The organism is Micromonospora sp. WMMD956 (assembly GCF_029626125.1).
GTDB classification, from domain to species: Bacteria; Actinomycetota; Actinomycetes; order Mycobacteriales; family Micromonosporaceae; genus Micromonospora; species Micromonospora carbonacea.
Genome location: NZ_JARUBI010000005.1, coordinates 4,822,825 through 4,848,495 on the forward strand (window position 1 = coordinate 4,822,825; position 25,671 = coordinate 4,848,495).

A 25,671-nucleotide genomic window follows, 5' to 3' on the forward strand; every position below is an offset into this window, starting at 1 on the left:
CCTCCGGTAGACTCCGCCGACTGTGACTCCTGCCGAGCCCCTGACCGTCGAGCCTCCGACCGTCGAGCCCCCGGCCGGCGCGGAGCCCGCAGCCGCCCCGCCGCCCGCCGCAGCCCCGCCGACCGCGCCCGCCGCGGCCCCGGCCGCCGGCACCCGCAGCCGGCGGCGCTGGCGGTGGACGCCCCGGCGGCGGGACCTCGCCGTCTACGGGGTCTTCCTGCTCGCCGCGCTCTGGGTGACCAGCCAGATCTGGATCGACCCCGCCGGCCGGGTCGCCTCGCTCTACAGCAGCGACCCCGCCCAGGTGCAGTTCTTCCTCGCCCACTCGGTGCGGGTGGTGCTGCACGGCGAGTTCCCGTTCTACACCGACCAGTTCAACTACCCCGACGGGGTCAACCTGATGGCCAACACGGCCGTCCTGGCGCTCGGCATCCCGATGGTGCCGGTGACCCTGCTGTTCGGGCCCGCCGTCTCCTTTGTGGTGCTGGTCACCTGCGGTCTCGCCGGCACGGCCGCCGCCTGGTACCGGGTGCTGTCCCGGCACGTCGTGCGCAACCCGCTCGCCGCCGCCGTGGGCGGCTGGTTCTGCGGCTTTTCCCCGGCGATGCTCTCGCACGCCAACTGGCACCCGAACATCATCAGCCAGTTCCTGCTGCCGTTCATCGTCTGGCGGGTGCTGGTGATCACCCGGTCGAAGCGGCCCGTCCGCGACGGGGCGCTGCTGGCGCTGCTGGTCACGGTGCAGGCGTTCATCAACGAGGAGATCCTGCTCTTCACGGCGCTGGCCTGCGGGGTGTTCCTGATCGCCGTGCTGGCGCAGCGGCCGGGGCTGTGGTCGACCGCGTGGCGGCCCCTGGGCGTCGCCGTCGCGGTGTGCACCGTGCTGGCCGGCTCGCTGCTGGCGTACCCGCTCTACGTGCAGTTCGCCGGGCCGATGGCGTACCACGGGCTCAGCGACGCCGTCCGCGACTACGGCAACGACATCGCCGCCTTCTTCGCCCCCGGCTCGCCCACCCTCGGTGGCAACGAGCGCGCCAACGTCAACCTCGCCCCGAACTACTCGGAGGAGAACGCCTTCCTCGGCTGGAGCCTCGCCCTCATCGCCGTCGGCATCGTGCTCTGGCTGCGCCGCGAGCCGATCGTCCGCGCCCTCGCGGCGACCGGCGCGTTCTTCGCGCTGCTCTCCCTCGGTGAGCGGGTGTCCTGGTGGGACCGGGAGCTGTTCACCGGGCCGTGGGAGTTCCTGGTGCGGCTGCCGCTGCTCGACGCCGTCGTGCCCACCCGGTTCGGCATGATCACCAGCGTGGTGGTGGGGGTGCTGCTCGCCCTCGCCGTCGAGCGGGTCTGGGCGCTGCGCACGGCCGAGGCCCGCACCATGCGTACCCTCGGGGTGGCCGCCCTGGTCATGGCCCTGCTGCCGATCGCGCCGATGCCGCTGAAGGTCACCTCGCGCCCGCCGGTGCCGAAGTTCATCACCGCCGACCGGTGGCGCGACTACGTCGGCCCCGACCAGACCCTCGTGCCGATCCCGGTGCCCAGCATGGGCAACACGCACGGGATGCGGTGGGCGGCCAGCACCAACCTCGACTTCAAGATCCCGGGCGGCTACTTCCTCGCCCCGCGCAACGGCAACACCGGCGACCCGGGCCGCTTCGGCGGGCGGCCCAGCGGCGTCGGCGAGCTGCTGGAGGACGTGGCCAGCACCGGCCGCACCCCGAAGCTCGACGACCGCCAGCGCCGCCGCTCGCTGGACGAGCTGCGGCACTGGCGGGCCGCCATCCTGGTGCTGCCGGTCGGCCAGCACAACGCCGAGCCGCTGCGGCGTACCGTCGAGGACCTGGTCGGCCCGGCGCGCCGCGAGCTGGACGTCTGGGTCTGGGACGTGCGGACCCTGACCGACCCGTCGGCCTGATGGCCGCGCCCGCCGCCGTCGGCGCGCCGGGCGGGCGGCGGCCGCCGGTCGCGCCGCCGGTCGCCGCCCGGCCCCGGCGGGTACGCGGCGTCGACGTCGCCGTCGTCGCCGGCTACCTCGGCCTGGCGGTGCTGCTCACCAGCCGCCAGTGGGGCCGGCCCGACCGGCTGTTCCACCAGGACAACGACCAGATGCTGTTCGAGTGGATGCTCGCCCGGGCGGCCCGCGCGGTCACCGCCGGAGAGAATCCGCTGCACAGCGCGGCCCTGAACGCCCCGGACGGGGTGAACCTGATGGCCAACACGTCGGTGCTCGGCCTCGGCGTGCCGCTGACCCCGGTGACGCTGCTGTTCGGCACGCAGGCGGCCTTCCTCGTGGCGGTCGTGGTCAGCCTGGCCGGCACCGCCACCGCCTGGTACGTCCTGCTGGCCCGCCGGCTGGTCGGCTCCCGCGTCGCCGCCGCCGTCGGCGGCCTCGTCTGCGGCTTCGCCCCCGGCATGGTGGCCCAGGCGGGGGCGCACCTGCACATGGCCGCCCAGTTCCTCGCGCCGCCGATCCTGGCGCTGGTGTTCCGGCCCGGCACCGACCGGGTTCGCCGGCACGGGGTGGCGCTCGGGCTGCTCGTGGCCTACCAGGTCTTCGTCGGCGAGGAACTGCTCGTCTTCCTGGCGCTCGCCGCCGGGGTGTTCGCCGTGGCGTACGCCCTCGCCGACCGGGCGGCGGCCCGCCGGCTGACGCCCGCCCTCCTCGGCCGGCTCGGCGTGGGCGCGCTGGTGGCGGGGGCGCTGCTGGCGTACCCCCTGTGGTTCCAGTTCCTCGGCCCGCAGCACTACCAGGGGATGCCCTTCCACGCGCGGGGCTTCCAGCTCGACGCGGCCTCGTTCACCGCGTCGGCCCGGCAGACGGTCCTCGGCGACGGGTACGTCCCCGGGCTGCTCTCGCCGAACCCGACCGAGGAGAACTCGTTCTTCGGGCCGGGCCTGCTGGTGCTCGCCGTGGTGGTCGTGGTCTGGCTGTGGCGTCGGCCGTTGGTGCGGGCCCTCGCCGCCGTCGGGCTGCTCGCCGCGCTGTTCTCCCTCGGCGACACCGTCCGGGTCGACGGCGCGTCGACCGGGCTGCCCGGGCCGTACCGGCTGCTGGCCGGGGTGCCCCTGCTCGACCTCGTGGTGCCGGCCCGGTTCGCCCTGATCTGCGTTCCGGTGCTGGGGGTGCTGGTCGCCCTCTCCCTGGACCGGGCACTCGCCCTGGCCCCGGTCGGGGGCGGCGCGGTGCCGGCCGTGCCGGGCGCCGAGGGCGGGGCGGCTGCCTTGCCTGGGACCGGCTCCGGGGGCGGGGCGGCTGCCTTGCCTGGGACCGGCTCCGGGGGCGGGGCGGCGGCCGACCGGCCAGGGGTGCCGGTGCGGCTGCTCTGGGGCGGGGCCGTGGCCGCCGCGCTGCTCCCGCTCGCCCCCACGCCGATCCGCACCGTGCCGACGTGGCCGGTGCCGGCGTTCGTGGCCGACGGCGGCTGGCGGGCGTACGTGCCGGCCGGGCGGACCCTCGTGCCGGTGCCGCCGGTGACCGGCGCGGGGGTCAGCCCGGCGACGTTCTGGTCGGCCCGCACCGGGCTGGCCTTCACCGCGCCGGGCGGCTACTTCATCGGCCCGAGCGCCGCCGCCGACCCGACCGCCCGCTGGGGCGCGCCCGACCGGCCGACGGCGGCGCTGCTGCGCCGGGCGGCCGAGACCGGCGAGACGCCTGTGGTGACCGACGCGGACCGCCGGCAGGCGGTGGCGGACCTGCGGCACTGGCGGGCGGCGGTGCTGGTGCAGGGCGGGCTGCACCGGGGCGACGCGGTCCGCCGCACCGTCGACGCGCTCGTCGGCCCGGGGCGCGAGGTCGACGGCGCGTGGGTCTGGGACGTGCGCCCCCTGGTCGGCTGACGCCCACCGCGCCGCCGCGGGCCGCGCGCCCGCGTGCCGCGGCGGCGGCGGCGTGCGGCGGCGGCGTGCGGCGGCGGCGTGCGGCGGCGGCGTGCGGCGGCGGGCGGCATGCGTGTTAGGAAGGGCCCCCTGTACAACAGAATGCGTTAACAGGGGGCCCTTCCTTGCACCTCAGACCGGCCAGAGCCAGACGTCGTCGACGCGCTGCGGGGGGCCGAGCAGGGCGGTCATCAGCTCGCGCAGGACCGCCTCGCGGGGATGCGCGCCGAGGACGACCACGGACGCTTTCCAGTAGCGCAGGTCCTCGGCGGCCTGCCGGCGGTTCTCCTCGGTCAGCGCCGGCAGGGTGCCCGAGTCCATCGTGGCGTAGATGAGGGTGCTGGTCGGCCGGTTCGGGGCCCCGAAGACGCCCTCGCCGTCGGGGTTGGGCCCGATGAAGTAGCCGCCGGGGATCGGGAACTCGTGCCCGGTCAGGGCGCTCCAGCGCAGCGTGGGCAGGCCGTGCACGTTGCTGGGGATCGGCACCGGCACCAGGGTCCGGCCCGCCGGGACGTACGGCCGCCAGCCGCCGGAGGTGATGAAGTGCGGCGGCGGGTCGATCCGCTCGGCCGGCAGCGGCCGGGGGACCAGCGGCAGCACGGCGAGCGCGAGCGCCGCGTACCCGACGGGGCGCAGCCAGCGGCCCGCCCGGCCGGCGGCCCCGGCCCCGGTCGGCGCGGTGCGGGCCAGCGCGTCCCAGGCCAGGGCGAGCAGCACGCCGACGGCGGCGGCCACCACCAGGGCCAGCCGGGTGGGCATCATCATCTCCACCAGCGGTAGGTCGTCCGGGATGTACGCCCACGGCCCGTCGATCGTGGTCTCCGCCCCGTCGAAGCGCACCACCGGGCCGATCGAGGCGACGGTGAACACGACCACCAGCACGGCGACGATCCGGGCGGCCAGCGACCGGCGCACCAGCAGCGTCAGCGCGACCAGCCCCACCAGCACCAGCGGCCAGCCGAACCAGGTGTTCTGCTCGGTGAGGCCGATGGTCTTCTCCACCGCCTCGTCGCCGGCCACGGTGTCCCGGGCGAACGTGACGAACGCCACCAGGTCCTCGCCCCAGTTGTGGAACACCCCGCCCTGCAACCCCCGGTAGGACTGCGGGCCGTTGAACTGGAACCAGATCGGGTACGCGGTGAGCAGCAGCGCCAGCACGCCGCCGAGGCCGAGCGCGGATCCGAAACCGCGGGTGCGGGCCCACGCCGCCCGGGGGCGCTGCGCCGCGTACGCGAGCACGACCACGAGGCAGGCCAGCGCCGTGAGCAGCAGCATCTCCTCGTTGATGAAGATCTGGTACGCCACGAGCAGCCCCAGCACCACCCCGTCGCGCCGCCAGCTCCGCCCCGCCGCGCCCAGCAGCAGCACCCGCGCCACGATCAGCGGCAGCAGGTAGTTGGAGACGAAGTTGGGCTGCCCGTTGGCGTGGTGCACGATGCCGGGCGCGAAGCCGAGGAACGCGCCGCCGAGGAACGCCGCCGCGCGCGAGCGCACCAGGTGCCGCGACAACATCCAGTACGCGGTGGCCGCCGTCGCCGCGAGCGCCCCGCCCAGATAGAGGGCGTACGTCACCTGCGGGCCGAGCAGCAGCGTCACCGGCGCCAGCGGCAGGGTCGCGCCGAGCAGCGACGTGTTCGCCATCATGTTCACCCCGTCCGGGGCGTTCTGGCGGGTGGAGAAGAGCGGGTTCTCCAGGTGCTGCACCGAGTACGCGCCGTGGGCGAAGAGCCACTCGAACCAGCTGTGGTCGGTCGGCAGGTGCGACGACACGCGGTGCTCGACGTCGCCCCAGTAGTTGAGGCACACGAGGACGCCGAGGAGCACGTACGCTCCGATGGCCAGCAGGTCGGCGCGGGCCGGCCGCCAGCGGGGCCGGCGCGGTGTGCCTGTGCCCGCCGCCCCGGGCCCGGTCGACGCGGCCCGCGTCGCCCCGGGTGCGGAGTCGACGGGTGCGGAGTCGGAGTTCAGGGAGGGGTCTACCACCGGCACGGCCACGACGCGCCATCGTACAGGCGCGTGCGCGCGGTCCCGGTCGGCCGGTGCGCCCCACGACGGCCCGGCGAGATGCGCCGCCGCAGCGCCGGCCACGGCCCGGGAAGGAGCGAGGGTGACCCTGATCGACCTCGGCGAGGTGCGCGGCGACGGGGAATCGGCGTCGGCGTCCCGGCCGCCCCGGGCGGTGGGCCGGCCGCTGCGGGTGGCGCTGGCCGGCGTGCTGGCGCTGTTCGTCCTGGCCTCGTCGACGCCCGTGGCGAGCCCCGCGTCGGCGGTGCTCGGCGGCCGGCTCGGCATCGAGGTCGTCGTCCTCGACGGCCGGGTCTACCTGCTGGACCCGGGCGCGCCGGGCGCCGACGGGGCCCGGGAGGTGACGGCCCACGGGACGCCCACCGGCGCGGGGGCCGGCGTGCGGACGCTGTGGCGCACGGTCCTGCCGGGCCTCGGCCGGCTGAGCGGCGTGCAGGAGCAGGACGGCGTCGCCCTGCTCGTCGACTACCGGACGGACGGGGTGCAGACCCTCGCCGTGGACGCGGGGACCGGCGAGCGGCGCTGGCAGCAGGCCGGCTATCCGGTGCTCGCGGCCGGCGGCGGGCTGCTCCTCCTCGGCGACGACATCGAGCGGGGCGAGCTGCGGTCGGTGGACCCGACGTCGGGTCGCCTCCGGTGGTCGGTGCCGGGCCGCCTGGGGTGGGCGGCCTTCGCCGACAGCGACGAGGACGGGGCGGCCGAGCAGGTGGCGCTGGTCACGGCCGCCGGCGGGATCGAGCTGCGCGACACGGCCTCCGGGGCGGTGCGGGCGAGCCTCGTCGCGCCGCCGGGCGGCTGGCGGGGGGACCTCCAGGTCGAGGTCGCCGGTGACCTGCTGCTGGCCTTCGAGCAGGACAAGGGCGAGGTCCGGCGGGTGACCGCGTACGGGCTCGCCGCGCTGGACCGGCGCTGGGCGCTGGCGCAGCCGACCTTCGGCTACGCGGGGGCCTGCGGGCCGGTGCTCTGCGCCTACGCGTACCGGGGCTTCGACCTGTCCGGGCTCGACCCGGCGACCGGCGGGATCCGGTGGACGAATCCCCGCTGGCAGACGGTCATCGCGGTGCGCGGCGACCGGCTCCTGGCGATCGCCGACGAGCAGGCGGGCGGCACGGCCAGCCACCTCGGCGTGCTGGACGCCGCCACCGGGCGGGAGGTCGCCGACCTGGGCAGCTGGGATCTGGTGTTCAGCCGCACCCCGGGCGGGCCGTACTACGGCACCCGGGCCGACCGCGACGGCCGGAGCCTGGTGGTCGCCGAGCTGGACCTGACGGGGGCGGCGGCCCGGGTGCGCGACGTGCTGCCCGGCGCGGCGGGCGACTGCGCCGCCGACGGCCGGGACATCGTCTGCCGCCGGCACTCCGGCACGTACGGCTGGTGGCGGCTGCCCGCCTGACGGCCCTCCCCGCCCGGGTGCTCCCCGCCTGGCGGCTGACCGCCCGGACGCCCGGCCGGGCCGGGTGCCACGCTGGTTTGGTGGCCGGCACTAGGTTGTCGGGAGGTCGGCCGGCGAGGAGGCGGGTATGCGGGTGTTGGTGGTCGAGGACGAGCGCAACCTCGCCGACGCGATCGCGCGGGGGCTGCGCAAGCGCGGCATGGCCGTCGACGTGGCCTACGACGGCGACAGCGGTCACGAGATGGCCTTCGTCACCCGGTACGACGTGGTGGTGCTGGACCGGGACCTGCCCGGCGTCCACGGCGACCAGATCTGCGCCGAGCTGGCCGCCTCCGGCACATTGACCCGGGTCCTCATGCTCACCGCCAGCGGCACCGTCGCCGACCGGGTCGAGGGGTTGCAGCTCGGCGCGGACGACTACCTGCCCAAGCCGTTCGCCTTCGACGAGCTGGTCGCCCGGGTGCAGGCGCTGGGCCGGCGGGCCACCCCGGCCGCCCCGCCCGTGCTGGCCGTCGCCGACCTGGTGCTCGACCCGGCCCGCCGGGTGGTGACGCGCGGCGGGGCGCCGGTCGACCTGACCAACAAGGAGTTCGGGGTGCTGGCCGAGCTGCTCAAGGCGCGCGGCGCGGTGGTCTCCAGCGAGGAACTGCTGGAGCGGGTCTGGGACGCCAACACCGACCCGTTCACCACCATCGTCCGGGTGACGGTGATGACGCTGCGCCGCAAGCTCGGCGACCCGCCGTTGATCGAGACGGTGGTCGGCGCCGGCTACCGCACCGCCGAGGGGCTGGCGTGAGCGTCCGCCTGCGGCCGACCCTGCGGCTGCGGCTCACCCTGCTCAACGGGGTGCTGCTGGTGGGCGCCGGGACGATCCTGGTGCTGCTGGCCTGGCTGCTGGTCCGCGACGCGCTGCGCCCCACCGACGAGCTGCTGCCCGGCACCACCGTGCTGCTGGCCGACGGCCGGTCCCTGGACGCGGGGGAGTGGCAGCGGCAGCTCGTCGACGCCGCGTCCCGGGAGCTGCTGGTCAAGGGCCTGCTGGCGTTGCTGGCGATCAGCGTGGTCGGGGTGGCCGGCGCGTACGCGGTGGCGGGCCGGGCGCTGCGCCCGCTGCACCAGGTCACCGCCACCGCCCAGCGCCTCGGCGAGGCCACCCTCGACCAGCGGATCGGCTGGTCCGGGGCGGACGACGAGGTGGCCGAGCTGGCCAAGACGTTCGACGCGATGCTGGACCGGATCGCCGCCGCGTTCGAGGCGCAGAAGCGGTTCGTCGCCAACGCCTCGCACGAGCTGCGTACCCCGCTCGCGGTGATGCGGACCGAGATCGACGTGACGCTCAGTGACGACGAGGCCGACGCCGCCGAGTACCGCCGGATGGCCACCGTGGTCCGCGACGCCTCGGAACGGGCCAACGGCCTGGTCGACGCGCTGCTGGTGCTGGCCCGCAGCGAGGCCCAGGCGGGCCGGCGGCTGGGCCGGCGCACCGAGTGCGACCTGGCCGCCGGCACCGCCAACGCGCTGTCGGCCGTGCGCCGGGAGGTGGACCGGATCGGGCTGCGGGTGCAGACGTCGCTGGAGCCCGCGCCGGTGGTGGGCGACCCCGGTCTGCTGGACCGGCTGGCCGGCAACCTGATCGAGAACGCGGTGCGCTACAACCACCTGCACGGCCGGATCACGGTGCGCACCGGCACGGACGGCTGCACGTCCTGGCTGGTGGTCGCCAACACCGGCTTCGAGGTCAGCCCGGGCGACGTGCCGGGCCTGTTCGAGCCGTTCCGCCGGGGCGGGCAGGAACGCACCGGGGCGCGGGGCTCCGGGCTGGGCCTGTCCATCGTCCGGGCGGTCTGCGACGCGCACGGCGGCACGGTGCGGGTGTTCGCGCAGCCCGGCGGCGGCCTGGAGGTGACGGTGACCCTGCCCGCGGCCGACGCCGTGCCCGCCGCCGTCGGCCCGTCCCACGCCGGGCGGCCCTGACCGTTTCCGGTCGATCGGCCCGGACGGGCGCCGGGCCGGGCCACCCTGGCCGTCCCGCGCCGGCCGGGCCTGCCGGTCGGCGCGGACCGACGGCCCGCAGGGCGGCCCTGACCTGGCCCTGGGGCCGGTCGAGGTCGGCTTTTCGTGTGCGCCGCCCGGCTGACCCGGCGAGCCACGCCTCCGGCGGGCAGCCCGGCGTCGGGTGCTCGGTTGGAGCCGTCGCGCGGTTGGGGCAGAATCGGACCCCGCCGCTGGACTCGGCGGCTCCGGTGCGTGAAGGTGTGATGGCGCCATGCCTCACGTGGTGCGCGCCGCCGAGCCGGCCGTCCCCGGCGGCCCGGCTGTGAGCCGTACCCCACCCCGCACGTGCTCCGGGAGCTGCCCGTGATTCGTTCCTCGTCCCTGACCCGCCGGGCCCCGGCGGTCCTCACCGCGGTCGCCCTGACCGCCGCCGGTCTCGTCGCCGGCAGCCCGGCCAGCGCCGCGCCCGGCCACGACAAGGTGGTCTCCGCGGTCCCGTCCACGGCGTCGCCGGACATCGTGGACGGCACCGTGTTCGCCATCCACGACGCCGGCACGAAGATCATCGCGGCGGGTTCGTTCACCACGGTGCAGAACCGCAACTCGGACGTGGACATCACCCGCAACTACGTGCTCGCCTTCGACAAGGCCACCGGCGCGGTCGACACCGCCTTCGTGCCGGTCGTCGACAACGAGGTCAGCGCGGTGGCCGCCGGTCCGACCGCCGGCACCGTCTACCTGGCCGGCAAGTTCAACACGGTCAACGGGGTGACCCGGCGCAAGGTGGCCCTGGTCAACGTCGCCACCGGGGCCACCGTCACCAGCTTCGCCGGGCCGGCGTTCAACGGGCTCGTCGACGACGTCGCCCTGGTCGGCAACCGGCTGCTCGTCGGCGGCATCTTCACCACCGCCGGCAACGCCAACCCGCGCGGCGGCCTCGCCTCGCTCAACGCCACCACCGGCGCGCTGGACAGCTACCTGACCACCACGCTCACCGAGAACCACAACTACGACGGGGTGAGCGGGGCCAAGGCCGGCGTCGGCGCGGAGAAGCTCGCGCTCTCCCCGGACGGCACCCAGCTCGTCGTGATCGGCAACTTCCGGAAGGCCGACGGGGTGCTGCACGACCAGATCGTGCGGCTGGACCTCGGCGCGACCGCCGCGACGGTGGCCGACTGGAACACCAGCAGGTACACCCCGCGCTGCTCGTGGAAGTCCTTCGACTCGTACATGCGGGACGTGTCCTTCGCCCCGGACGGCAGCTACTTCGTGGTGGTCACCACCGGCGGCCAGTACAGCGGTTCGCTCTGCGACACCGCCGCCCGCTGGGAGGCCGGCGCGACCGGCGACGCCCAGCAGCCCACCTGGGTGAACTACTCCGGCGGCGACACCTTCCTCTCGGTCGGCGTCAGCGAGCAGGCCGTCTACGTCGGCGGGCACCTGCGCTGGCTCAACAACACCTTCGGCGGCGACTCGGCGCAGGCCGGGGCCATCGGCCGGGCCAGCATCGCCGCCCTCGACCCGCGCAACGGCCTGCCGCTGTCGTGGAACCCGGGCCGGCACCCGCGCGGCTACGGCGTGGCCGAGATGCTCGTCACCCCGCAGGGCCTCTGGCTGGGCTCCGACCAGTCCTGGATCGGCAACTTCCAGTACCGGCGGGAGCGGATCGCGTTCTTCCCGCTGGCCGGCGGCAAGGCCCCGCACTCGACCGCCACCGCCGACCTGCCCGGCGCGGTGTACCAGGCCGGGGTGCCGGTGCCGACGAACGTGCTGTACCGGATCAACGCCGCCGGTCCCGCCGTCGCGTCGACCGACAACGGGCCGGACTGGAGCGCCGACACCGCCGACGCGCCCAGCCCGTACCACAACACCGGCAGCAGCGCCGCGAGCTACGGCGTCGTGCCCAACCTCGACGGGACCGTCCCGGCCGGCACCCCGGCCGCGCTCTACAACAGCGAGCGGTGGGACGGCGCCGGCGCGCCGGAGATGCAGTGGGACTTCCCGGTGCCGGCCGGCACCGAGGTCACCGTCCGGCTCTACCTGGCCAACCGGTACGCCGGCACCGGCACCCCCGGCAAGCGGGTCTTCGACGTGACCCTCGACGGCGCGCTCGTCCTGAACGACCTCGACCTCGCGGTCACCCCCGGGCACGACATCGGCACCATGCGGGCGTTCACGATCGTCAGCGACGGCAACGTCGACATCGACTTCGGGCACGTGGTGGAGAACCCGCTCGTCAACGCCATCGAGATCGTCAAGACCGGCCCGCCGCCCGCCGGCACCGGCGACGAGGTGCAGACGCTCTCCTACGACGGGGCGAGCGCCGTCGGCACGCCCGTCCCGGTGGCCAACCCCGACGACACGGACTGGTCGTCGGCGAAGGGCGCGTTCTGGGTCGGCGGCACCCTGTTCTACGGCATGAACGGGGCGCTCCAGCGGCGCACCTTCGACGGGACGACCTTCGGCACGCCGAGCCTCGTCGACCCGTACCACGACGCCTACTGGGACAACGTGGAGACCGACTCCGGCCCGGCAGGGCAGACGTACACCGGGGTCACCAGCAACTTCTACGCGGAGATCGCCAATGTCACCGGCATGCTCTACACCGGCGGCCGGCTCTACTACACCCTCTCCGGCCAGAACGGGCTGTTCTGGCGCTGGTTCACCCCGGACAGCGGGGCGGTCGGCGCCGACAAGTTCACCGTCGCGGGGGTGACCGGGTTCGCCGACACCGGGTCGATCTTCCTCGCCGGCGGCACCCTCTACCGGGTCAGCCGCTCGACCGGCGCGCTGGCCTCGACCGCGTGGGCCGGCGGCGTGCCCACCGGCGCGTTCACCACCGTCAGCGGCCCCGCCGTCGACGGGGTGGACTGGCGCGCCAAGGCCGTCTTCGTCGGCCCGTAGACCCCCGCCGCACCACGGGGGCACCCCGGCCCGGCTCCGCGTCCGCGCGGCGCCGGGCCGGTGCCCGTTCCGGGGTACGGCAACCGGTGCCCCCGCCGGGGCGGGCGTCGGCCGGGGCCCGCCCGCCGGCAACCCCGTTGCCGGGGCGGCCGGCGGCGTGCCAGGATCGTTGCCGTCAGCCCGACGACCGGAGGGAGGTGCGGTTGATGTCCACCACGACCAGTCCCGCGCCCCGCTCCACCCGCCGCTGACCTCTGTCGATCCCGCGGGGCGCCCCACTCCACCACGGAGGCGACCGTGAGCGCACGGATCAGGAACCTCAGCATCGACTGTCACGACACGTACGCCCTGGCCGGCTTCTGGGCCCAGGTGTTCGGCACCGGGCGGCAGCCCGACGACCTCCCCGGCGACCCGGAGGCGATGGTCCGCACCGCCGACGGGGAGACCGTGCTGTTCCTCCAGGTGCCGGAGGGCAAGACGGTGAAGAACCGGGTCCACCTGTGCCTGGAGCCGGCCGACCGGTCCCGCGACGCCGAGGTCGAGCGGCTGCTCGCCCTCGGCGCGACCCAGGTCGACGACCAGCGGCGGCCGGACGGCGCCGGCTGGGTGGTCCTCGCCGACCCGGAGGGCAACGAGTTCTGCGTGCTGCGCAGCACCGCCGAGCGGGCCGCGTCGGCGTAGCCCCGGAAACGGGCCGGGCCCCCGCGCGGTGCGCGGGGGCCCGGTCTTTCGCCCGGGCCGCCTCCCGTGAGGGGCCCGGTCACCCGCCGGTCAGGAGCGCTGTTCGATCTGGCCGCGCATGGTGACGAACTCGGCCTCCGCCTGCTTGGCGGACTTGAAGAACACCACGATCATGCCGAGGCTGCCCCGGTCGGCCCAGACGCAGACGCCCAGCGGCATGCCCGCGGTCTTGCCGTCGCCGCAGCGCGCCTCGCCGCCGAGCGGGCCCGGCTCGGTGGCGGTCATCTCCTGGACGGTCAGCTGGGTCTTGAGGCCGGCGATCGCGTCGTCCAGCTCCTTCTTCGGGTCCGCCAGCACGCCCGAGGCTGCGGCGATCATCACGAGGTCCTGCTTCGCGGCGTCGCCGTAGAACGCACCGGCGGTGCTGGTCTCGTTCTGCACGGTCGACTTCATCTCGGCGACCAGCTCGTCCGACAGCTTCGTCAGCTCCGGGTCGGTGACCTGCTTGCGGCCGGCGAGGGTGGCCGGTGCGGTGACCCGGGTCTTGGTGGCGTCGACCACGTCGCCGACCTCGTCCTTCACGGCGAACCAGGTGATCGCCGCGCCGCCGAGGCAGAGCACGAGCACCACGGCCAGGACGATGAGCACGATCTTGCCGGCCTTGGACTTCTTCGGCGGCAGCGGCGCGGCGGCCGGCGCGCCGTAGGGCTGGCCGGCCGGCGGCGGGTAGCCGCCCGGCTGCTGCGGGGCGGGCTGCTCCCCGTAGGGCTGCTGCGGATAGGGGTTGCCCGACGGCTGGGACATGTCGATTCAGCTCCAGTCAGTTGATCAGGAGCGGTGATCGTAGCCAGCCCCACCGACAGCCGCCGACTCCGTCGGGGCGAAGGTGAGGTGAACGACGACCGCGGCGGCCGAGACGCCCACGAAAGGGACGTTCGGCCGCCGCGGTCGCGGGGGAGCGGGGCGGATCAGGCGGGCAGGCTGGCCACGCCGGGCGGCAGGAACCGCCGGCCGGTCACCCGCTCGCTGGTGCCCGTCCGGTCCAGGTACGGCGTGACGCCGCCCAGGTGGAACGGCCAACCCGCGCCGAGGATCAGGCACAGGTCGATGTCCTGCGCCTCGGCGACGACGCCCTCGTCGAGCATCAGCCGCACCTCCTGCGCCAGCGCGTCGAGTGCGTTGCGCCGCACCTGCTCGGCGGTCAGCGGCTCGTCGCCGACGACCAGCAGCTTGGCGACGTCGGCGTTGATCTCGTCGTCGACCACGATCGGCTGGCCCGACTCGGCGATCCGGCGCAGGTTCTCGCTCACGGCGAACCGGTCCGGGAACGCGCCGTGCAGGGTGCCGCCCACGTGGTACGCCACGGCCGGGCCGACGAGCTGGAGCAGAGCGAGCGGGCGCATCGGCAGGCCCAGCGGGTCCAGCGCGGCGTTCGCCACGTCCAGCGGGGTGCCGGCGTCGACGGCGGCGAAGACGGTGCCGAGGAAGCGGGTGAGCAGCCGGTTGACCACGAACGCCGGGGCGTCCTTCACCAGCACGCTCGACTTCTTGAGCTGCTTGCCGACCGCGAACGCGGTGGCCAGGGTGGCGTCGTCGGTGCGCTCGCCCCGGACGATCTCCAGCAGCGGCAGCACCGCGACCGGGTTGAAGAAGTGGAAGCCGACCACCCGCTCCGGGTGCTCCAGCTCGGCGGCCATCGCGGTGACCGACAGGCTGGACGTGTTCGTGGCGAGCACCGCCTCCGGGGAGACGATCTTCTCCAGCTCGGCCCAGACCTGCTTCTTGACGTCCAGGTCCTCGAACACGGCCTCGATGACGAAGTCGGCGTCGGCGAACGCGGCCTTGTCGACCGAGCCGCTGACCAGCCCGTACAGCTTGGCGGCCGTGCCCTTGTCCATCCGGCCCTTGCTGACGGCCTTCTCGATCTGGGTGTGCACGTAGCCCACGCCCTTGTCGACGCGGCCCTGGTCCAGGTCGGTCAGGACGACCGGCACCTGGAGGCGGCGGGCGAACAGCAGCGCGAGCTGGCTGGCCATCAGGCCGGCGCCGACGATGCCCACCTTGTTCACCGGCCGGGCCAGGCCCCTGTCGGGCGCGCCGGCCGGCCGCTTGGCCCGCCGCTGCACCAGGTCGAACGCGTAGAGCCCGCTGCGCAGCTCCTCGGAGAAGACCAGGTCGGCGAGGGCCTCGTCCTCGGCGGCGGTGCCGGCGGCGAAGTCGGCGTCCTTCGCCGTCTCCAGCAGGTCCAGCGCCTTGTACGCGGCGGGGACCGCGCCGTGCAGCCGCTGGTCGAGGGTCTGCCGGGCGAAGTAGAGCACGCCCGCCCACATGTCCCGGTCGACCTCGGGCCGGGTCACGGTGATCTCGCCGCGCACCACGCCGGCCGCCCACTGCAGGGACCGCTCCAGGAAGTCGGCCGGCTCCAGCAGCACGTCGGCGATGCCCAGCTCGGCGGCCTGCTTCGGCTTGAGCATCTTGTTCTGCATCAGCGGGTTCTGGAGGATCACCTGGGTGGCGGCCGGGATGCCGATCAGGTTCGGCAGGAGCTGGGTGCCGCCCCAGCCGGGGATCAGGCCGAGGGAAACCTCGGGCAGCGCCAGGGCCGACGCCCCGCCGGACAGCGTCCGGTAGTGGCAGTGCAGCGCCAGCTCCAGGCCGCCGCCCATCGCCGCGCCGTTGACGAACGCGAACGTCGGGACGGTGCTGTCCTTCAGCCGGGCGAAGACCCGGTGGCCGAGCCGGCCGATCTGGCGGGCCTGCTCCCGGTCGGCGAGCTGCGGCAGGCTGGTGATGTCGGCGCCGACGCAGAAGACGTACGGCTTGCCGGTGACCGCGACGAACGCCGGGTCCGCCGCGAGGGCGGCGGTGATCGCCTCGTCGAGGCTGGTCAGGCCGCCCGGACCGAAGCTGTTCGGCTTGGTGTGGTCGAAGCCGTTGTCGAGGGTGATCAGGGCGGCCGGGCGGGCCAGCCCCGGCACGTGCACCTGGCGCAGCAGCGCCCGGGTGACCACCTCGTTCGGTGCGGCGAGCGCGCTCACTTGTCTCCACCCTCCCGCTGAGCCTGCTTGCTGGACTCCGTCCAGTGTGGGTTCTCCCAGATGACCGTGCCGCCCATGCCGATGCCGATGCACATGGCGGTGAGGCCGTAGCGGACCTCGGGGTGCTCGGCGAACTGCCGGGCGAGCTGCGTCATCAGCCGCACCCCGGAGGACGCGAGCGGGTGACCGATGGCGATCGCGCCGCCCCACGGGTTGACCCGCGGGTCGTCGTCGGCGATGCCGAAGTGGTCGAGGAAGGCGAGCACCTGCACGGCGAACGCCTCGTTCAGCTCGAACAGGCCGATGTCGTCGATGCCCAGGCCCGCGATGCGCAGCGCCTTCTCCGTCGACGGGATCGGCCCGACGCCCATCACCTCCGGCTCGACGCCGACGAAGCCGTACGACACCAGCCGCATGGCGACCGGGAGGCCCAGCTCGCGGGCGGTGTCCTCGGCGGCGAGCAGGCTCGCGGTGGCGCCGTCGTTGAGGCCGGCCGCGTTGCCCGCGGTGACCTTTCCGTGCGGGCGGAACGGGGTCTTGAGGGTGGCGAGCTTCTCCAGCGAGGTGTCGCGGGGCGCCTCGTCGACCGTGGCCAGGCCCCAGCCGCCCTCGTCGTCGCGGACCGCCATCGGCACCAGGTCGCCCTGGAGCTTGCCGTTGGCGTACGCCTTCGCGGTCTTCTGCTGCGAGGCGAGCGCGAACGCGTCCGTGCGCTTCTTGGTGATGTGCGGCACCCGGTCGTGCAGGTTCTCCGCCGTGGCCCCCATGACCAGGGCGGACGGGTCGACCAGCTGCTCCGCGACGATCCGCGGGTTGGGGTCGACGCCCTCGCCCATCGGGTGCCGGCCCATGTGCTCGACGCCCCCGGCGATCGCCACGTCGTACGCGCCCATGGCGATGCCGCCGGCCACGGTGGTGACGGCGGTCATCGCCCCGGCGCACATCCGGTCGATGGCGAAGCCGGGGACGGTCTTCGGCAGGCCGGCCAGCAGGGCGGCGGTGCGGCCGATGGTGAGGCCCTGGTCGCCGATCTGGGTGGTGGCGGCGATGGCGACCTCCTCGACCCGCTCCGGCGGCAGCTGCGGGTTGCGGCGCAGCAGCTCGCGGATGCAGCGGATCACCAGGTCGTCGGCGCGGGTGTTGGCGTACATGCCACCCGCCTTGCCGAACGGGGTGCGGACGCCGTCGACGAAGACGACATCGCGGACTTCACGGGGCACTTGAGCCTCCTTTTCGACCCTGACTCGGCCACGTCGCCGACCAGCGGCACCACGGACCGAACGAGGATCGCGGCACGGGCGTGGTCCCTCGGATGCTACTCGCCAGTAACCATCCTCGACACCACGCCCCGTGTGGCCCACCCCACATCGCCGGAACGTCCGGCGGTGGCACCGCCGGGCCGCGACCGCCGCCGGCCCCGGGGCGACGCGTCAGGCCGCCACCGGTGCCGGCTGCCGGGTCAGGCCGCCGGCGATGCGGGCCGCCGGGTCAGGCCGCCGGCGCCGGACCCGCCAGCGCGGCGGTCAGGTCGGCCACCAGCAGCGTGAGCTGCCACTCCCGCGCCCCGAAGCCCCGGAGCGTCTCGGCGACCGTCGCCTCGGACACCTCGGCCGGCGGGGTCCAGGCGAGCCGGCGGATCGAGTCCGGGGCGATCAGGTTCTCCGGCGGCAGGGTGTGCTCGCCCGCGATCCGGACCACCACCTCCCGGCACCGGGCCAGCCGGCCCGCCGCCACCGGGTCCCGCTCCGCCCAGCGGTGCGGCGGGGGCGGCCCCTCCACCACCGGCGTCACCGGCAGCGCGTCGTCGGGCAACTGCCGGGCGTCGTCCAGCGCCGCCAGCCAGGTGCGGGCCAGGCGGCGCACCGACCGGCCGCCGAAGCCCGGCAGGGTCAGCAGCGTCTTCTCGTCCCTCGGGTCCAGCTCGGCGGCGGCCACGATCGCCGAGTCCGGCAGGACCCGGCCCGGCGCGGCGTCCCGGCGGGCGGCGATCTGGTCCCGGGCGTACCACAGGGCCCGGATCCGCGCCTGGGCGCGCGCCCCCCGCACCCGGTGGATGCCGGAGGTGCGCCGCCACGGCTCCGCCCGGACCCGGGGCGGGCGGTCGACGCTGCGCACCAGCGCGGCGAACTCCTCCGCCGCCCACGCCGACTTGCCCTGACGGGCCAGCTCCGCGTCGAGCACGTCACGCAGGTCGGTCAGCATCTCCACGTCCAGCGCGGCGTAGGTGAGCCACGACTCCGGCAGCGGCCGGCTCGACCAGTCCGCCGCCGAGTGGTGCTTCTCCAGGCTGAAGCCGAGTAGCTGCTCGGTCAGCGCGGCCAGCCCGACCCGCTCGAATCCCGCCAGCCGGGCGGCCAGTTCCGTGTCGAACAGCCGGCGCGGGCGCAGCCCCACCTCGGCCAGGCAGGTCAGGTCCTGGCTGGCGGCGTGCAGCACCCACTCGGCGTCGGCGATGGCCGCGTCGAGGCTGCTCAGGTCGGGCAGCGGCAGCGGGTCGACCAGCGCCGTGCCGGCCCCCGCCCGGCGCAGCTGCACCAGGTAAGCCCGCTGGCTGTAGCGGTAGCCCGAGGCGCGCTCCGCGTCCAGGGCGACCGGGCCGGTGCCGGCGGCGAATCGGGCCACGACCTCGGCCAGCCCGGCCTCGGTCGTCACCGGCTCGGGTGTCCCCTCGCGGGGGGCGGTCAGGGGCACGGGCCCGTCGACGGTCGGTTCGGGCCCCGCGTCCACCGGCTCCGGCGCGGCCGACGGCGATTGGTGCGGCTCGTTTCCCGTTCGGCTTTCGGCGGCCCGACGGCGCAGGGGTGGTTCGTCGGTCACCTGACAACCCTAGTGCGCGCGGCGATCCGGCGCGCGCAGCCGGGTGCGGTGTGTGTCGGCGTCGTGCGGTCCGCGTCGGCTACTTGACCCGGCATGCCAGGGTCGGACATCGGGGAAGACAAAGCGCGGCGGCGCGGGTACGTTCCTTCGGGCCGCCGCCCGGGACGGAACCGGCGTCGGCGGGCACCAGGGCGGCGACGGGGAGGACGTGACGATGACGACGGCTGGGTACGGTGCGACGGGCCCGGGGCAGGGGCCCGGCGACGGCTCGGGCGGAGGCTGGGCCGCCCCGGCGCGACCCGCCGAGCCGCCGATGGGCGAGCAGCCCGCCGCCGCGACCTCGGCCGGCGACGCCCGCCCCGGCCCGCTGCCGCCCCGCATGGATCCGCCCCGGTCCGACCCGCACCGCGGCAGCGCCGCCGTGTATCCGCAGGCCGGGAGCTCCTACCCGCCGGCCGGCGGTACCCCACCGCCCGCCGGCCAGGCCACCCCTTCCGGGCACTGGCCCGGCGCGTCGTCCCCGCCCGCCCAGTCCGCCGTGCCGGGCCAGTGGTCCGGCCCCACGCCCGCCGGTTGGCCCGCCCCGCAGCAGTCACCCGCCGCCGGCCAACAGCCGCCGGCCGGATACGCCGCGCCGCCGTCGCCCGCGCTCCCCGGCCCGGCGTACCCGCACGGCGGGGCGTCCCCGGCCCCCGGGTCGGCGTGGCCCGCGCCCGCCCCGGCCGGCGGGGCCACCCCGCGGCCCCGGGGCAGGGCGCTGACGTTCGTCGCGTTCGGGCTCGCCCTGGTCCTGGCCGTGGTGAGCGGCGTGCAGGCGTACCAGATCAACCGGCTCTCCGACCGGCTGGCCGACACCGATCAGCGGCTGGCCACCGCGCAGACCGACGACGCCACCCGGCTCGACGGCCTGGAGCAGCGGGCGCAGGCCCTGGAGAAGCAGGCCGGGGCGCAGTTCAACCCGGAGGCGGTGGCCAGCGCCGTGCTGCCCAGCGTGTTCCGGGTCCGGGCCGGGCAGTTCACCGGCACCGCCTTCGCGGTCGGCAAGCCCGACACCGGCGGCGGCACCAACCTGTTCACCAACTTCCACGTGGTCGAGTCGGTCTGGGTCGGCGGCGGCCGGGAGGTCTTCCTGGAGCGCACCGACCAGCGCTACCCGGCCACCATCGTCAAGGTCGACGAGGCCAACGACATCGCCCAGCTGCGCACCACCAGCAAGTTCACCGGGCTGGTGACGGCGTCCACCGCGGTCAAGCCCGGTCAGCAGATCGTCGTCGTCGGCGCCCCGCTCGGCCTCCAGGACAGCGTCACCACCGGCGTGGTCAGCGCCTTCCGCGAGGCGGGGCAGGGCTCGGGCCCGGTCATCCAGTTCGACGCGCCGATCAACCCCGGCAACTCCGGTGGCCCCGTCATCAACGGCCAGAAGCAGGTGGTGGGCATCGCCACGGCCAAGGCCCGCGACGCCGAGGGCATCGGCCTCGCCGTACCCATCAAGGTCGCCTGCGACGGCTTCCGGATCTGCTGACCTCGGCCGTTCCGCGCCGTCCGTTCCGTACCAGCCGGTTCGTCGCGGCCCCGGCCACGGGCCGCCCCACCTGGAGGAAGAGAAGAATGTCGCAGCCACCGACCGGGCCGGGGAGCCAGCCGCCGTATCCGCCGCCGGACGGCCCCGGCCAGCCCGTGCCCCCGCAGTACGACCCGACGGGCCAGCCGGCGGAGCCCACCCGGCAGTTCGCCCCGGGCCAGTACGGGACGCCGCAGCCGGCGGCGGAGCCGACGCAGCAGTTCGGCCCGGTCCAGCAGCAGGGCGCGCCGCCGCCGACGCAGCCGTTCACCCCGGGTCAGTACGGATCGCCGCAGCCGGCGGCGGAGCCGACGCAGCAGTTCGCACCGGTCCAGCAGGGCGCGCCGCAGCCGACCCAGCCGTTCGCCCCGGGCCAGTACGGGACGCCGCCGCCGCAGCCGACGCAGCCGTTCACCGCGCCGGTGTCGACGCCGCCGGTCTCCGGCGCCGGCTACCCGCCGGTGTCGACGCCGCCCGTCTCCGGCGCCGGCTACCCACCGGTGTCGACGCCGCCGGTTTCCGGTGCCGGGCACCCGCCGGTCTCCGGTCCGGGGCAGCCGTCGCCGGGGTTCGGCCAGCCGATGTCGGTGCCACCCGCCACGGGCCCGGCCTTCGGCCAGCCGATGTCCGGCCCGCCGGGAACGGTGCCGCCCCACGGCCAGCCGGGCGCACCGGCGTCCTACGGTCCGCCCGGCGCGCCGCCGCCCTACGGCGCCCCGACGCCGGGCGCGGGCCGAGGTGGGCGCAAGGTGCTGGTCTTGGCCGTGGTGGCCGGGCTGCTCTTCGTCCTCGGCGGCGTGATGACCGGCCTCTACGTGACCAAGAGCAGCGAGCTGGACCGCACCGAGAAGCGGCTGACCGGCCAGGTCAGCGAGCGGGACGGCACGATCGCGGCGAACAAGACCGAGATCGAGAAGCTCAAGACGGATCTGCAGGCCGTGCGGGAGAAGCTCTCCAACACCGAGCAGGACCTCACCGGCACCCGCAACGACCGGGACGAGCAGGCCCGGCAGAAGAAGGTCATCGCCACCTGCCTGGACAAGCTGACCAGCGCGTTGACCGCCGCGGCGGCGAACAACAAGGCCGCGTACGACAAGGCCACCGAGGGCATGAACAAGGTCTGCGACGAGGCCGAGAACTACCTCTGACAGCGCGCAGTCAGGAAGCCACCCGCCCAGCCCAGCCCCGCCCGCGCCACGACGGGCGGGGCTGGGCTGCACCGGGCCCGGCACCCGCAGATCTTGGAGCGAAACGGCCCCTCCAAGCCCCTCCAAGGGCCGGAATTTGCCAAGATCTGCGGCTTGCGGCTTGCGGCTTGCGGCTTGCGGCTTGCGGCGGGCGGTCGGTCAGGCCGCGCCCGCCGGGCGGCGCTCCGTCAGGGAGGTCACCCCGGGCGGAGGCAGGCCCGCCGTCGAGGCGAGCAGGGCGCACCAGGCCATCAGGTGCGGGGTGAGGTCCTCGCCGAGCGGGGTCCACGAGGCCCGGATCTCGATGTCGCCGGCGGCCGGCGGCCCGGCGAGGTCGCCGAACCGGGTCGACATGGTCTGGGTGACCGTGCCCCCGATCGCCCGGTGCGGGGCGTCCTGCGCGTCCAGCGCGTCGGTCAGCCAGGTCCAGCCCACCCCGGGCAGCAGCGGGTCGGCGGCCAGGTCGATCTCCAGCTCCGCCGTGACGTAGGTGACCAGCCGCAGGGTGCCCTGCCACGCCTCGTGCCCGGCGGGGTCGTGCAGCAGGATCAGCCGCCCGGTGGCCACCTCGTCGCCGTCGCGCAGCACCGTCGCGGAGAGCGCGAAAGCGTACGGCGCGAGGCGCTGCGGCGCGCCGACCTCCTCCAGGACGATCTCCGATCGGGGCGCGGCCGACCGCAGCCCGGCGACCGCGCGGGCGAAGGTCTCCGGGAGCGCGATCGGGGGGGCCATGCCGGCAGCCTATGCCGCCTGCCGCCCAGCCGCCGGAACGGCACGCCGACGGCCTGCGGCGGCGGCCCCACCGACGGTGGACGGTGAGCGGGGCACCCTTCTCTACCGGATGCGTTAACAGGGGGCCCTTCCTTGCACGTCACAAAAGGCGGCCGGGGTGGGGGAGGGGGTCCGGGGGCGTGGCACGATAGCCGCGATGAGCACCGAGACGACGGGCACCGCCGCCCGAGACGGAGAATCCCGCCGCACCGGGACGGGCGGGTCGCCGTTCGTCCGGGCCTGCCGGCGCGAGCCCGGCCCGCACACCCCCGTCTGGTTCATGCGCCAGGCCGGCCGTTCGCTGCCGGAATACCGCGAGATCCGCAAGAACGTCGGGATGCTGGAGTCCTGCCGCCGCCCCGAGCTGGTCGCCGAGATCACCCTCCAGCCGGTCCGCCGGCACGGGGTCGACGCGGCGATCCTGTTCAGCGACATCGTGGTGCCGGTGGCCGCCGCCGGGGTCGAGCTGGACATCGTCGCGGGCACCGGGCCGGTGGTCGCCGAGCCGGTGCGCACCGTCGCCGACGTCGAGCGGATCCGGCCCATCACCCGCGCCGACGTCTCCTACGTCGACGAGGCGGTGCGGCTGCTCGTCGCCGAGCTGGGCGACACCCCACTGATCGGCTTCGCGGGGGCCCCGTTCACGCTGGCCAGCTACCTGGTCGAGGGCGGGCCGTCGCGGACCCACGCGAAGACCAAGGCCCTGATGTACGGCGAGCCGGAGCTGTGGCACGCGCTGTGCGCCCGGCTGGCCGAGGTGACGCTGGCGTTCCTGCGGGTGCAGGTCGAGGCCGGCGTGTCGGCGGTGCAGCTGTTCGACTCGTGGGCCGGGGCGCTGTCCGAGGCCGACTACCGGCGCTACGTGCTGCCGCACTCGACGAAGGTGCTGGCCGGGCTCGCCGACGCCGGGGTGCCCCGGATCCACTTCGGGGTGGGCACCGCCGAGCTGCTGCCCGCCATGGGCGAGGCCGGCGCGGACGTGGTCGGCGTCGACTGGCGTACGCCGCTGGACGTCGCGTCCCGCCGGGTCGGCGCGGACAAGGCCGTGCAGGGCAACCTCGACCCGTGCGTGCTGTTCGCCCCGTGGCCGGTGGTCGAGGCGGAGGTGCGGCGGATCCTCGCCGAGGGGCGGTCGGCCCCCGGCCACGTGTTCAACCTGGGTCACGGCGTCCTGCCGGAGACCGATCCGGACGTGCTGACCCGGGTGGTCGCGCTGGTGCACGAGGTGTCCGCGCGCCCGGGCGAATAGCAGAGGGGGCGACCGTGCGGCAGCCGTGGCGGGTGGCGATCGTCGGGGGCGGGATCACCGGGCTGGCCGCCGCCGTCCGGCTGGCCGACCGGGCCCCGGCCGGCACCGAGGTCACCGTCTACGAGCAGTCCGGCGTGCTCGGCGGGAAGCTGCGCACCGGCGAGCTGGCCGGCGGGCCGGTGGAGTTCGGCGCGGAGTCGTTCCTGATGCGGGACCCGGCCGGCGGCGAGTCCGCCGCGGTGGCCCTGGTGCGCCGGCTCGGCCTGGCCGGCGACATCGTGCACCCCAGCGTCGGGCAGGCCGCCCTGGTCGTCGACGGGGGGCTGCGCCCGGTCCCGGGCGGGACGCTGGTGGGCGTACCCGGGGACCTGGAGAAGGTGACGACGGTGGCCGAGCCCGCCGCGGACGCCGACCGCGACGCCGGCCGGCCGCTGCTGGCCCCCGACGCGGACGTCTCCGTCGGGGCGCTGGTCCGCGCCCGGTTCGGCGACGCCGTGGTCGACCGGCTGGTCGACCCGATGCTCGGCGGCGTCTACGCCGGCCGGGCCGACGACCTGTCCCTGGCCACCACGATGCCGGCGCTGGCCCGCGCGGCCCGGGTGGAGCACACCCTGCTCGGCGCGGTCCGGGCGGCGCAGGCCGCCGCGCCCCGCGCCCCTGGCGAGCCGGTCTTCGGCACCCTGGCCGGCGGGCTGAGCCGGCTCGTCGAGGCCGCCGCCACGGCCGGCGGGGCGACGATCCGCCGCACCGCGGCCGTGCGGGAGCTGACCCCGACGGCGACCGGCTGGCGGCTGACCGTCGGCCCCACCCGCGACCCGGAGCTGGTCGACGCGGACGCGGTGCTCCTCGCCGTCCCGGCCCGGCCGGCGGCCCGCCTGCTGGCCGGCGTCGCCGACCTCGCCGGGGCCGCGGCGACCGTCGGCGAGCTGGACTACGCGAGCGTCGCGCTGGTCACCCTCGCGCTGCCCCGCCCGGAGCTGCCGGCGCTGTCCGGGTTCCTGGTGCCGGCCACCGAGGGGCTGCTGATCAAGGCGTCGACGTTCTTCACCACCAAGTGGGGGCACCTGGCCCGGCCGGACGGGCTGGCCCTGGTCCGGGCCTCCGTGGGCCGCTACGGCGAGGAGGCGTCCCTCCAGGTCACCGACGACGACCTGGCGGAGGCGGTGCACCGGGAGCTGTCGAAGGTGCTCGGCGTCCCGCTGCCCGCGCCGGTGGCCCGCCACGTGCAGCGCTGGGGCGGTTCGCTGCCGCAGTACACCCCGGGGCACCTCGACCGGGTGGCCGCCGTGCGGGCGGCGCTGCGCGGCGCGCACCCCACGCTGGCCCTGGCCGGCGCCGGCTACGACGGCGTCGGCATCCCGGTCTGCGTCCGCTCCGGCGCGACGGCGGCCGAGGAGATCATCACGGCACTGGGAGGATCGGCATGACCGAGCAGACCAACGCGGCGCGGCTGCGGGAGCTCAACGAGAGCATCCGCTACACGATGTGGTCGGTGTACCGGGCGACCAGCCCGCTGCCGTCGCTGCGGGAGAACGTCACCGGCGAGGTCGAGGCGCTCTTCGCCGAGCTGGCCGGCAAGGACGTGACGGTGCGCGGCACGTACGACGTCGCCGGGCTGCGCGCCGACGCCGACCTGATGATCTGGTGGCACGCACCGACCAGCGACGCGCTCCAGGACGCGTACCTGCGGTTGCGCCGCACCACCCTGGGCCGGGCGCTGACCCCGGTGTGGTCGCAGCTCGCGCTGCACCGGCCGGCGGAGTTCAACAAGAGCCACATCCCGGCGTTCCTGGCCGGTGAGGAGGCGCGGGCGTACCTGTGCGTCTACCCGTTCGTCCGCTCCTACGAGTGGTACCTGCTGCCCGACGCCGAGCGGCGCGAGCTGCTCGCCGAGCACGGGAAGATGGCCCGGGGATACCCGGACGTGCGGGCCAACACGGTCGCCTCGTTCGCCCTCGGCGACTACGAGTGGATGCTCGCCTTCGAGGCCGACGAGCTGCACCGCATCGTGGACCTGATGCGTGACCTGCGGGCGTCGGGGGCCCGCCGGCACGTCCGGGAGGAGGTCCCGTTCTACACGGGCCGCCGCCGCGCGATCGCCGACATCGTCACCTGCCTGCCCTGACGGGCTGAGTGCAAGGAAGGGCCCCCTGTTAACGCGAAACGTTGTACAGGGG

Annotated in this window: 18 protein-coding genes; 12 read left to right on the top strand and 6 right to left on the bottom strand. The window is 75.4% G+C overall.

Features of this window, described 5'->3' with window-relative positions:
• Positions 1-22 precede the first annotated feature (22 nt).
• Both O7628_RS21815 and O7628_RS21820 read left to right on the top strand, forming a co-directional pair.
• The gene (locus tag O7628_RS21815; RefSeq protein ID WP_278133200.1) at positions 23-1,912 is read left to right on the top strand and encodes a hypothetical protein; all 1,890 of its coding nucleotides are present in this window, start codon (positions 23-25) and stop codon (positions 1,910-1,912) included.
• Positions 1,912-3,834: a hypothetical protein gene (locus O7628_RS21820; protein WP_278133203.1), complete on the top strand. Its 1,923-nt coding sequence runs from the start codon at positions 1,912-1,914 to the stop codon at positions 3,832-3,834. Before O7628_RS21815 ends, O7628_RS21820 begins: the two co-directional genes overlap by 1 nt.
• A gap of 171 nt (positions 3,835-4,005) precedes the next feature.
• On the opposite strand, the gene O7628_RS21825 is transcribed toward O7628_RS21820, so the two are convergent.
• A complete protein-coding gene (locus O7628_RS21825) occupies positions 4,006-5,868 on the bottom strand; it encodes a hypothetical protein (RefSeq protein ID WP_278133205.1) in 1,863 nt (620 codons plus the stop codon).
• Positions 5,869-5,980: 112 nt separating this feature from the next.
• Between O7628_RS21825 and O7628_RS21830 the strand changes: the two genes are divergently transcribed.
• The 5 genes from O7628_RS21830 to O7628_RS21850 all read left to right on the top strand — a co-directional run bounded on the left by O7628_RS21830 (position 5,981) and on the right by O7628_RS21850 (position 12,871).
• Entirely contained in the window at positions 5,981-7,291 is a 1,311-nt protein-coding gene (locus tag O7628_RS21830; RefSeq protein WP_278133207.1) for a hypothetical protein, read from the top strand.
• 127 nt (positions 7,292-7,418) lie between these two features.
• A complete protein-coding gene (locus O7628_RS21835) occupies positions 7,419-8,087 on the top strand; it encodes a response regulator transcription factor (RefSeq protein ID WP_074473992.1) in 669 nt (222 codons plus the stop codon).
• Entirely contained in the window at positions 8,084-9,265 is a 1,182-nt protein-coding gene (locus O7628_RS21840; RefSeq protein ID WP_278133208.1) for a HAMP domain-containing sensor histidine kinase, read from the top strand. Before O7628_RS21835 ends, O7628_RS21840 begins: the two co-directional genes overlap by 4 nt.
• A gap of 384 nt (positions 9,266-9,649) precedes the next feature.
• The gene (locus O7628_RS21845; RefSeq protein ID WP_278133211.1) at positions 9,650-12,190 is read left to right on the top strand and encodes a malectin domain-containing carbohydrate-binding protein; all 2,541 of its coding nucleotides are present in this window, start codon (positions 9,650-9,652) and stop codon (positions 12,188-12,190) included.
• Positions 12,191-12,487: 297 nt separating this feature from the next.
• Positions 12,488-12,871, top strand: coding sequence for a VOC family protein (locus tag O7628_RS21850; protein ID WP_278133213.1), 384 nt, complete (start codon positions 12,488-12,490; stop codon positions 12,869-12,871).
• Between the two features lie 90 nt (positions 12,872-12,961).
• Here O7628_RS21850 and O7628_RS21855 read toward each other — a convergent pair whose 3' ends face one another.
• The 4 genes from O7628_RS21855 to O7628_RS21870 all read right to left on the bottom strand — a co-directional run bounded on the left by O7628_RS21855 (position 12,962) and on the right by O7628_RS21870 (position 18,726).
• Positions 12,962-13,675 (bottom strand): hypothetical protein, encoded by a 714-nt coding sequence (locus O7628_RS21855; protein ID WP_278133215.1) that lies wholly within the window; start codon positions 13,673-13,675, stop codon positions 12,962-12,964.
• Positions 13,676-13,839: 164 nt separating this feature from the next.
• Entirely contained in the window at positions 13,840-15,909 is a 2,070-nt protein-coding gene (locus tag O7628_RS21860) for a 3-hydroxyacyl-CoA dehydrogenase NAD-binding domain-containing protein (RefSeq protein WP_278133217.1), read from the bottom strand.
• Positions 15,906-17,129 (bottom strand): thiolase family protein, encoded by a 1,224-nt coding sequence (locus tag O7628_RS21865; RefSeq protein ID WP_278133218.1) that lies wholly within the window; start codon positions 17,127-17,129, stop codon positions 15,906-15,908. The genes O7628_RS21860 and O7628_RS21865 overlap by 4 nt, the downstream gene beginning before the upstream one ends.
• Positions 17,130-17,397: 268 nt before the next feature.
• Positions 17,398-18,726, bottom strand: coding sequence for a ribonuclease D (locus tag O7628_RS21870; protein WP_278133219.1), 1,329 nt, complete (start codon positions 18,724-18,726; stop codon positions 17,398-17,400).
• A 214-nt stretch (positions 18,727-18,940) separates the two neighbouring features.
• Between O7628_RS21870 and O7628_RS21875 the strand changes: the two genes are divergently transcribed.
• Positions 18,941-20,248 (top strand): trypsin-like peptidase domain-containing protein, encoded by a 1,308-nt coding sequence (locus O7628_RS21875; RefSeq protein ID WP_278133222.1) that lies wholly within the window; start codon positions 18,941-18,943, stop codon positions 20,246-20,248.
• A gap of 86 nt (positions 20,249-20,334) precedes the next feature.
• Complete coding sequence (locus tag O7628_RS21880; RefSeq protein ID WP_278133224.1) at positions 20,335-21,435, top strand: hypothetical protein; 1,101 nt, start codon at positions 20,335-20,337, stop codon at positions 21,433-21,435.
• A gap of 198 nt (positions 21,436-21,633) precedes the next feature.
• Here O7628_RS21880 and O7628_RS21885 read toward each other — a convergent pair whose 3' ends face one another.
• The gene (locus O7628_RS21885) at positions 21,634-22,206 is read right to left on the bottom strand and encodes a DUF3000 domain-containing protein (protein ID WP_074473999.1); all 573 of its coding nucleotides are present in this window, start codon (positions 22,204-22,206) and stop codon (positions 21,634-21,636) included.
• A 196-nt stretch (positions 22,207-22,402) separates the two neighbouring features.
• Between O7628_RS21885 and hemE the strand changes: the two genes are divergently transcribed.
• Genes hemE through hemQ form a run of 3 tightly spaced genes read left to right on the top strand, consistent with a single transcriptional unit; the run spans position 22,403 to position 25,619 of the window.
• Positions 22,403-23,494 carry a uroporphyrinogen decarboxylase gene (gene hemE / locus O7628_RS21890; protein ID WP_278133226.1) on the top strand — a complete coding sequence of 364 codons (1,092 nt, stop codon included), beginning with the start codon at positions 22,403-22,405 and terminating at the stop codon, positions 23,492-23,494.
• Between the two features lie 14 nt (positions 23,495-23,508).
• On the top strand, positions 23,509-24,921 hold the full coding sequence (gene hemG / locus O7628_RS21895) for a protoporphyrinogen oxidase (RefSeq protein ID WP_278133228.1): 1,413 nt from the start codon (positions 23,509-23,511) through the stop codon (positions 24,919-24,921).
• Positions 24,918-25,619 carry a hydrogen peroxide-dependent heme synthase gene (gene hemQ / locus O7628_RS21900; protein WP_278133230.1) on the top strand — a complete coding sequence of 234 codons (702 nt, stop codon included), beginning with the start codon at positions 24,918-24,920 and terminating at the stop codon, positions 25,617-25,619. Before hemG ends, hemQ begins: the two co-directional genes overlap by 4 nt.
• Positions 25,620-25,671: the final 52 nt, after the last annotated feature.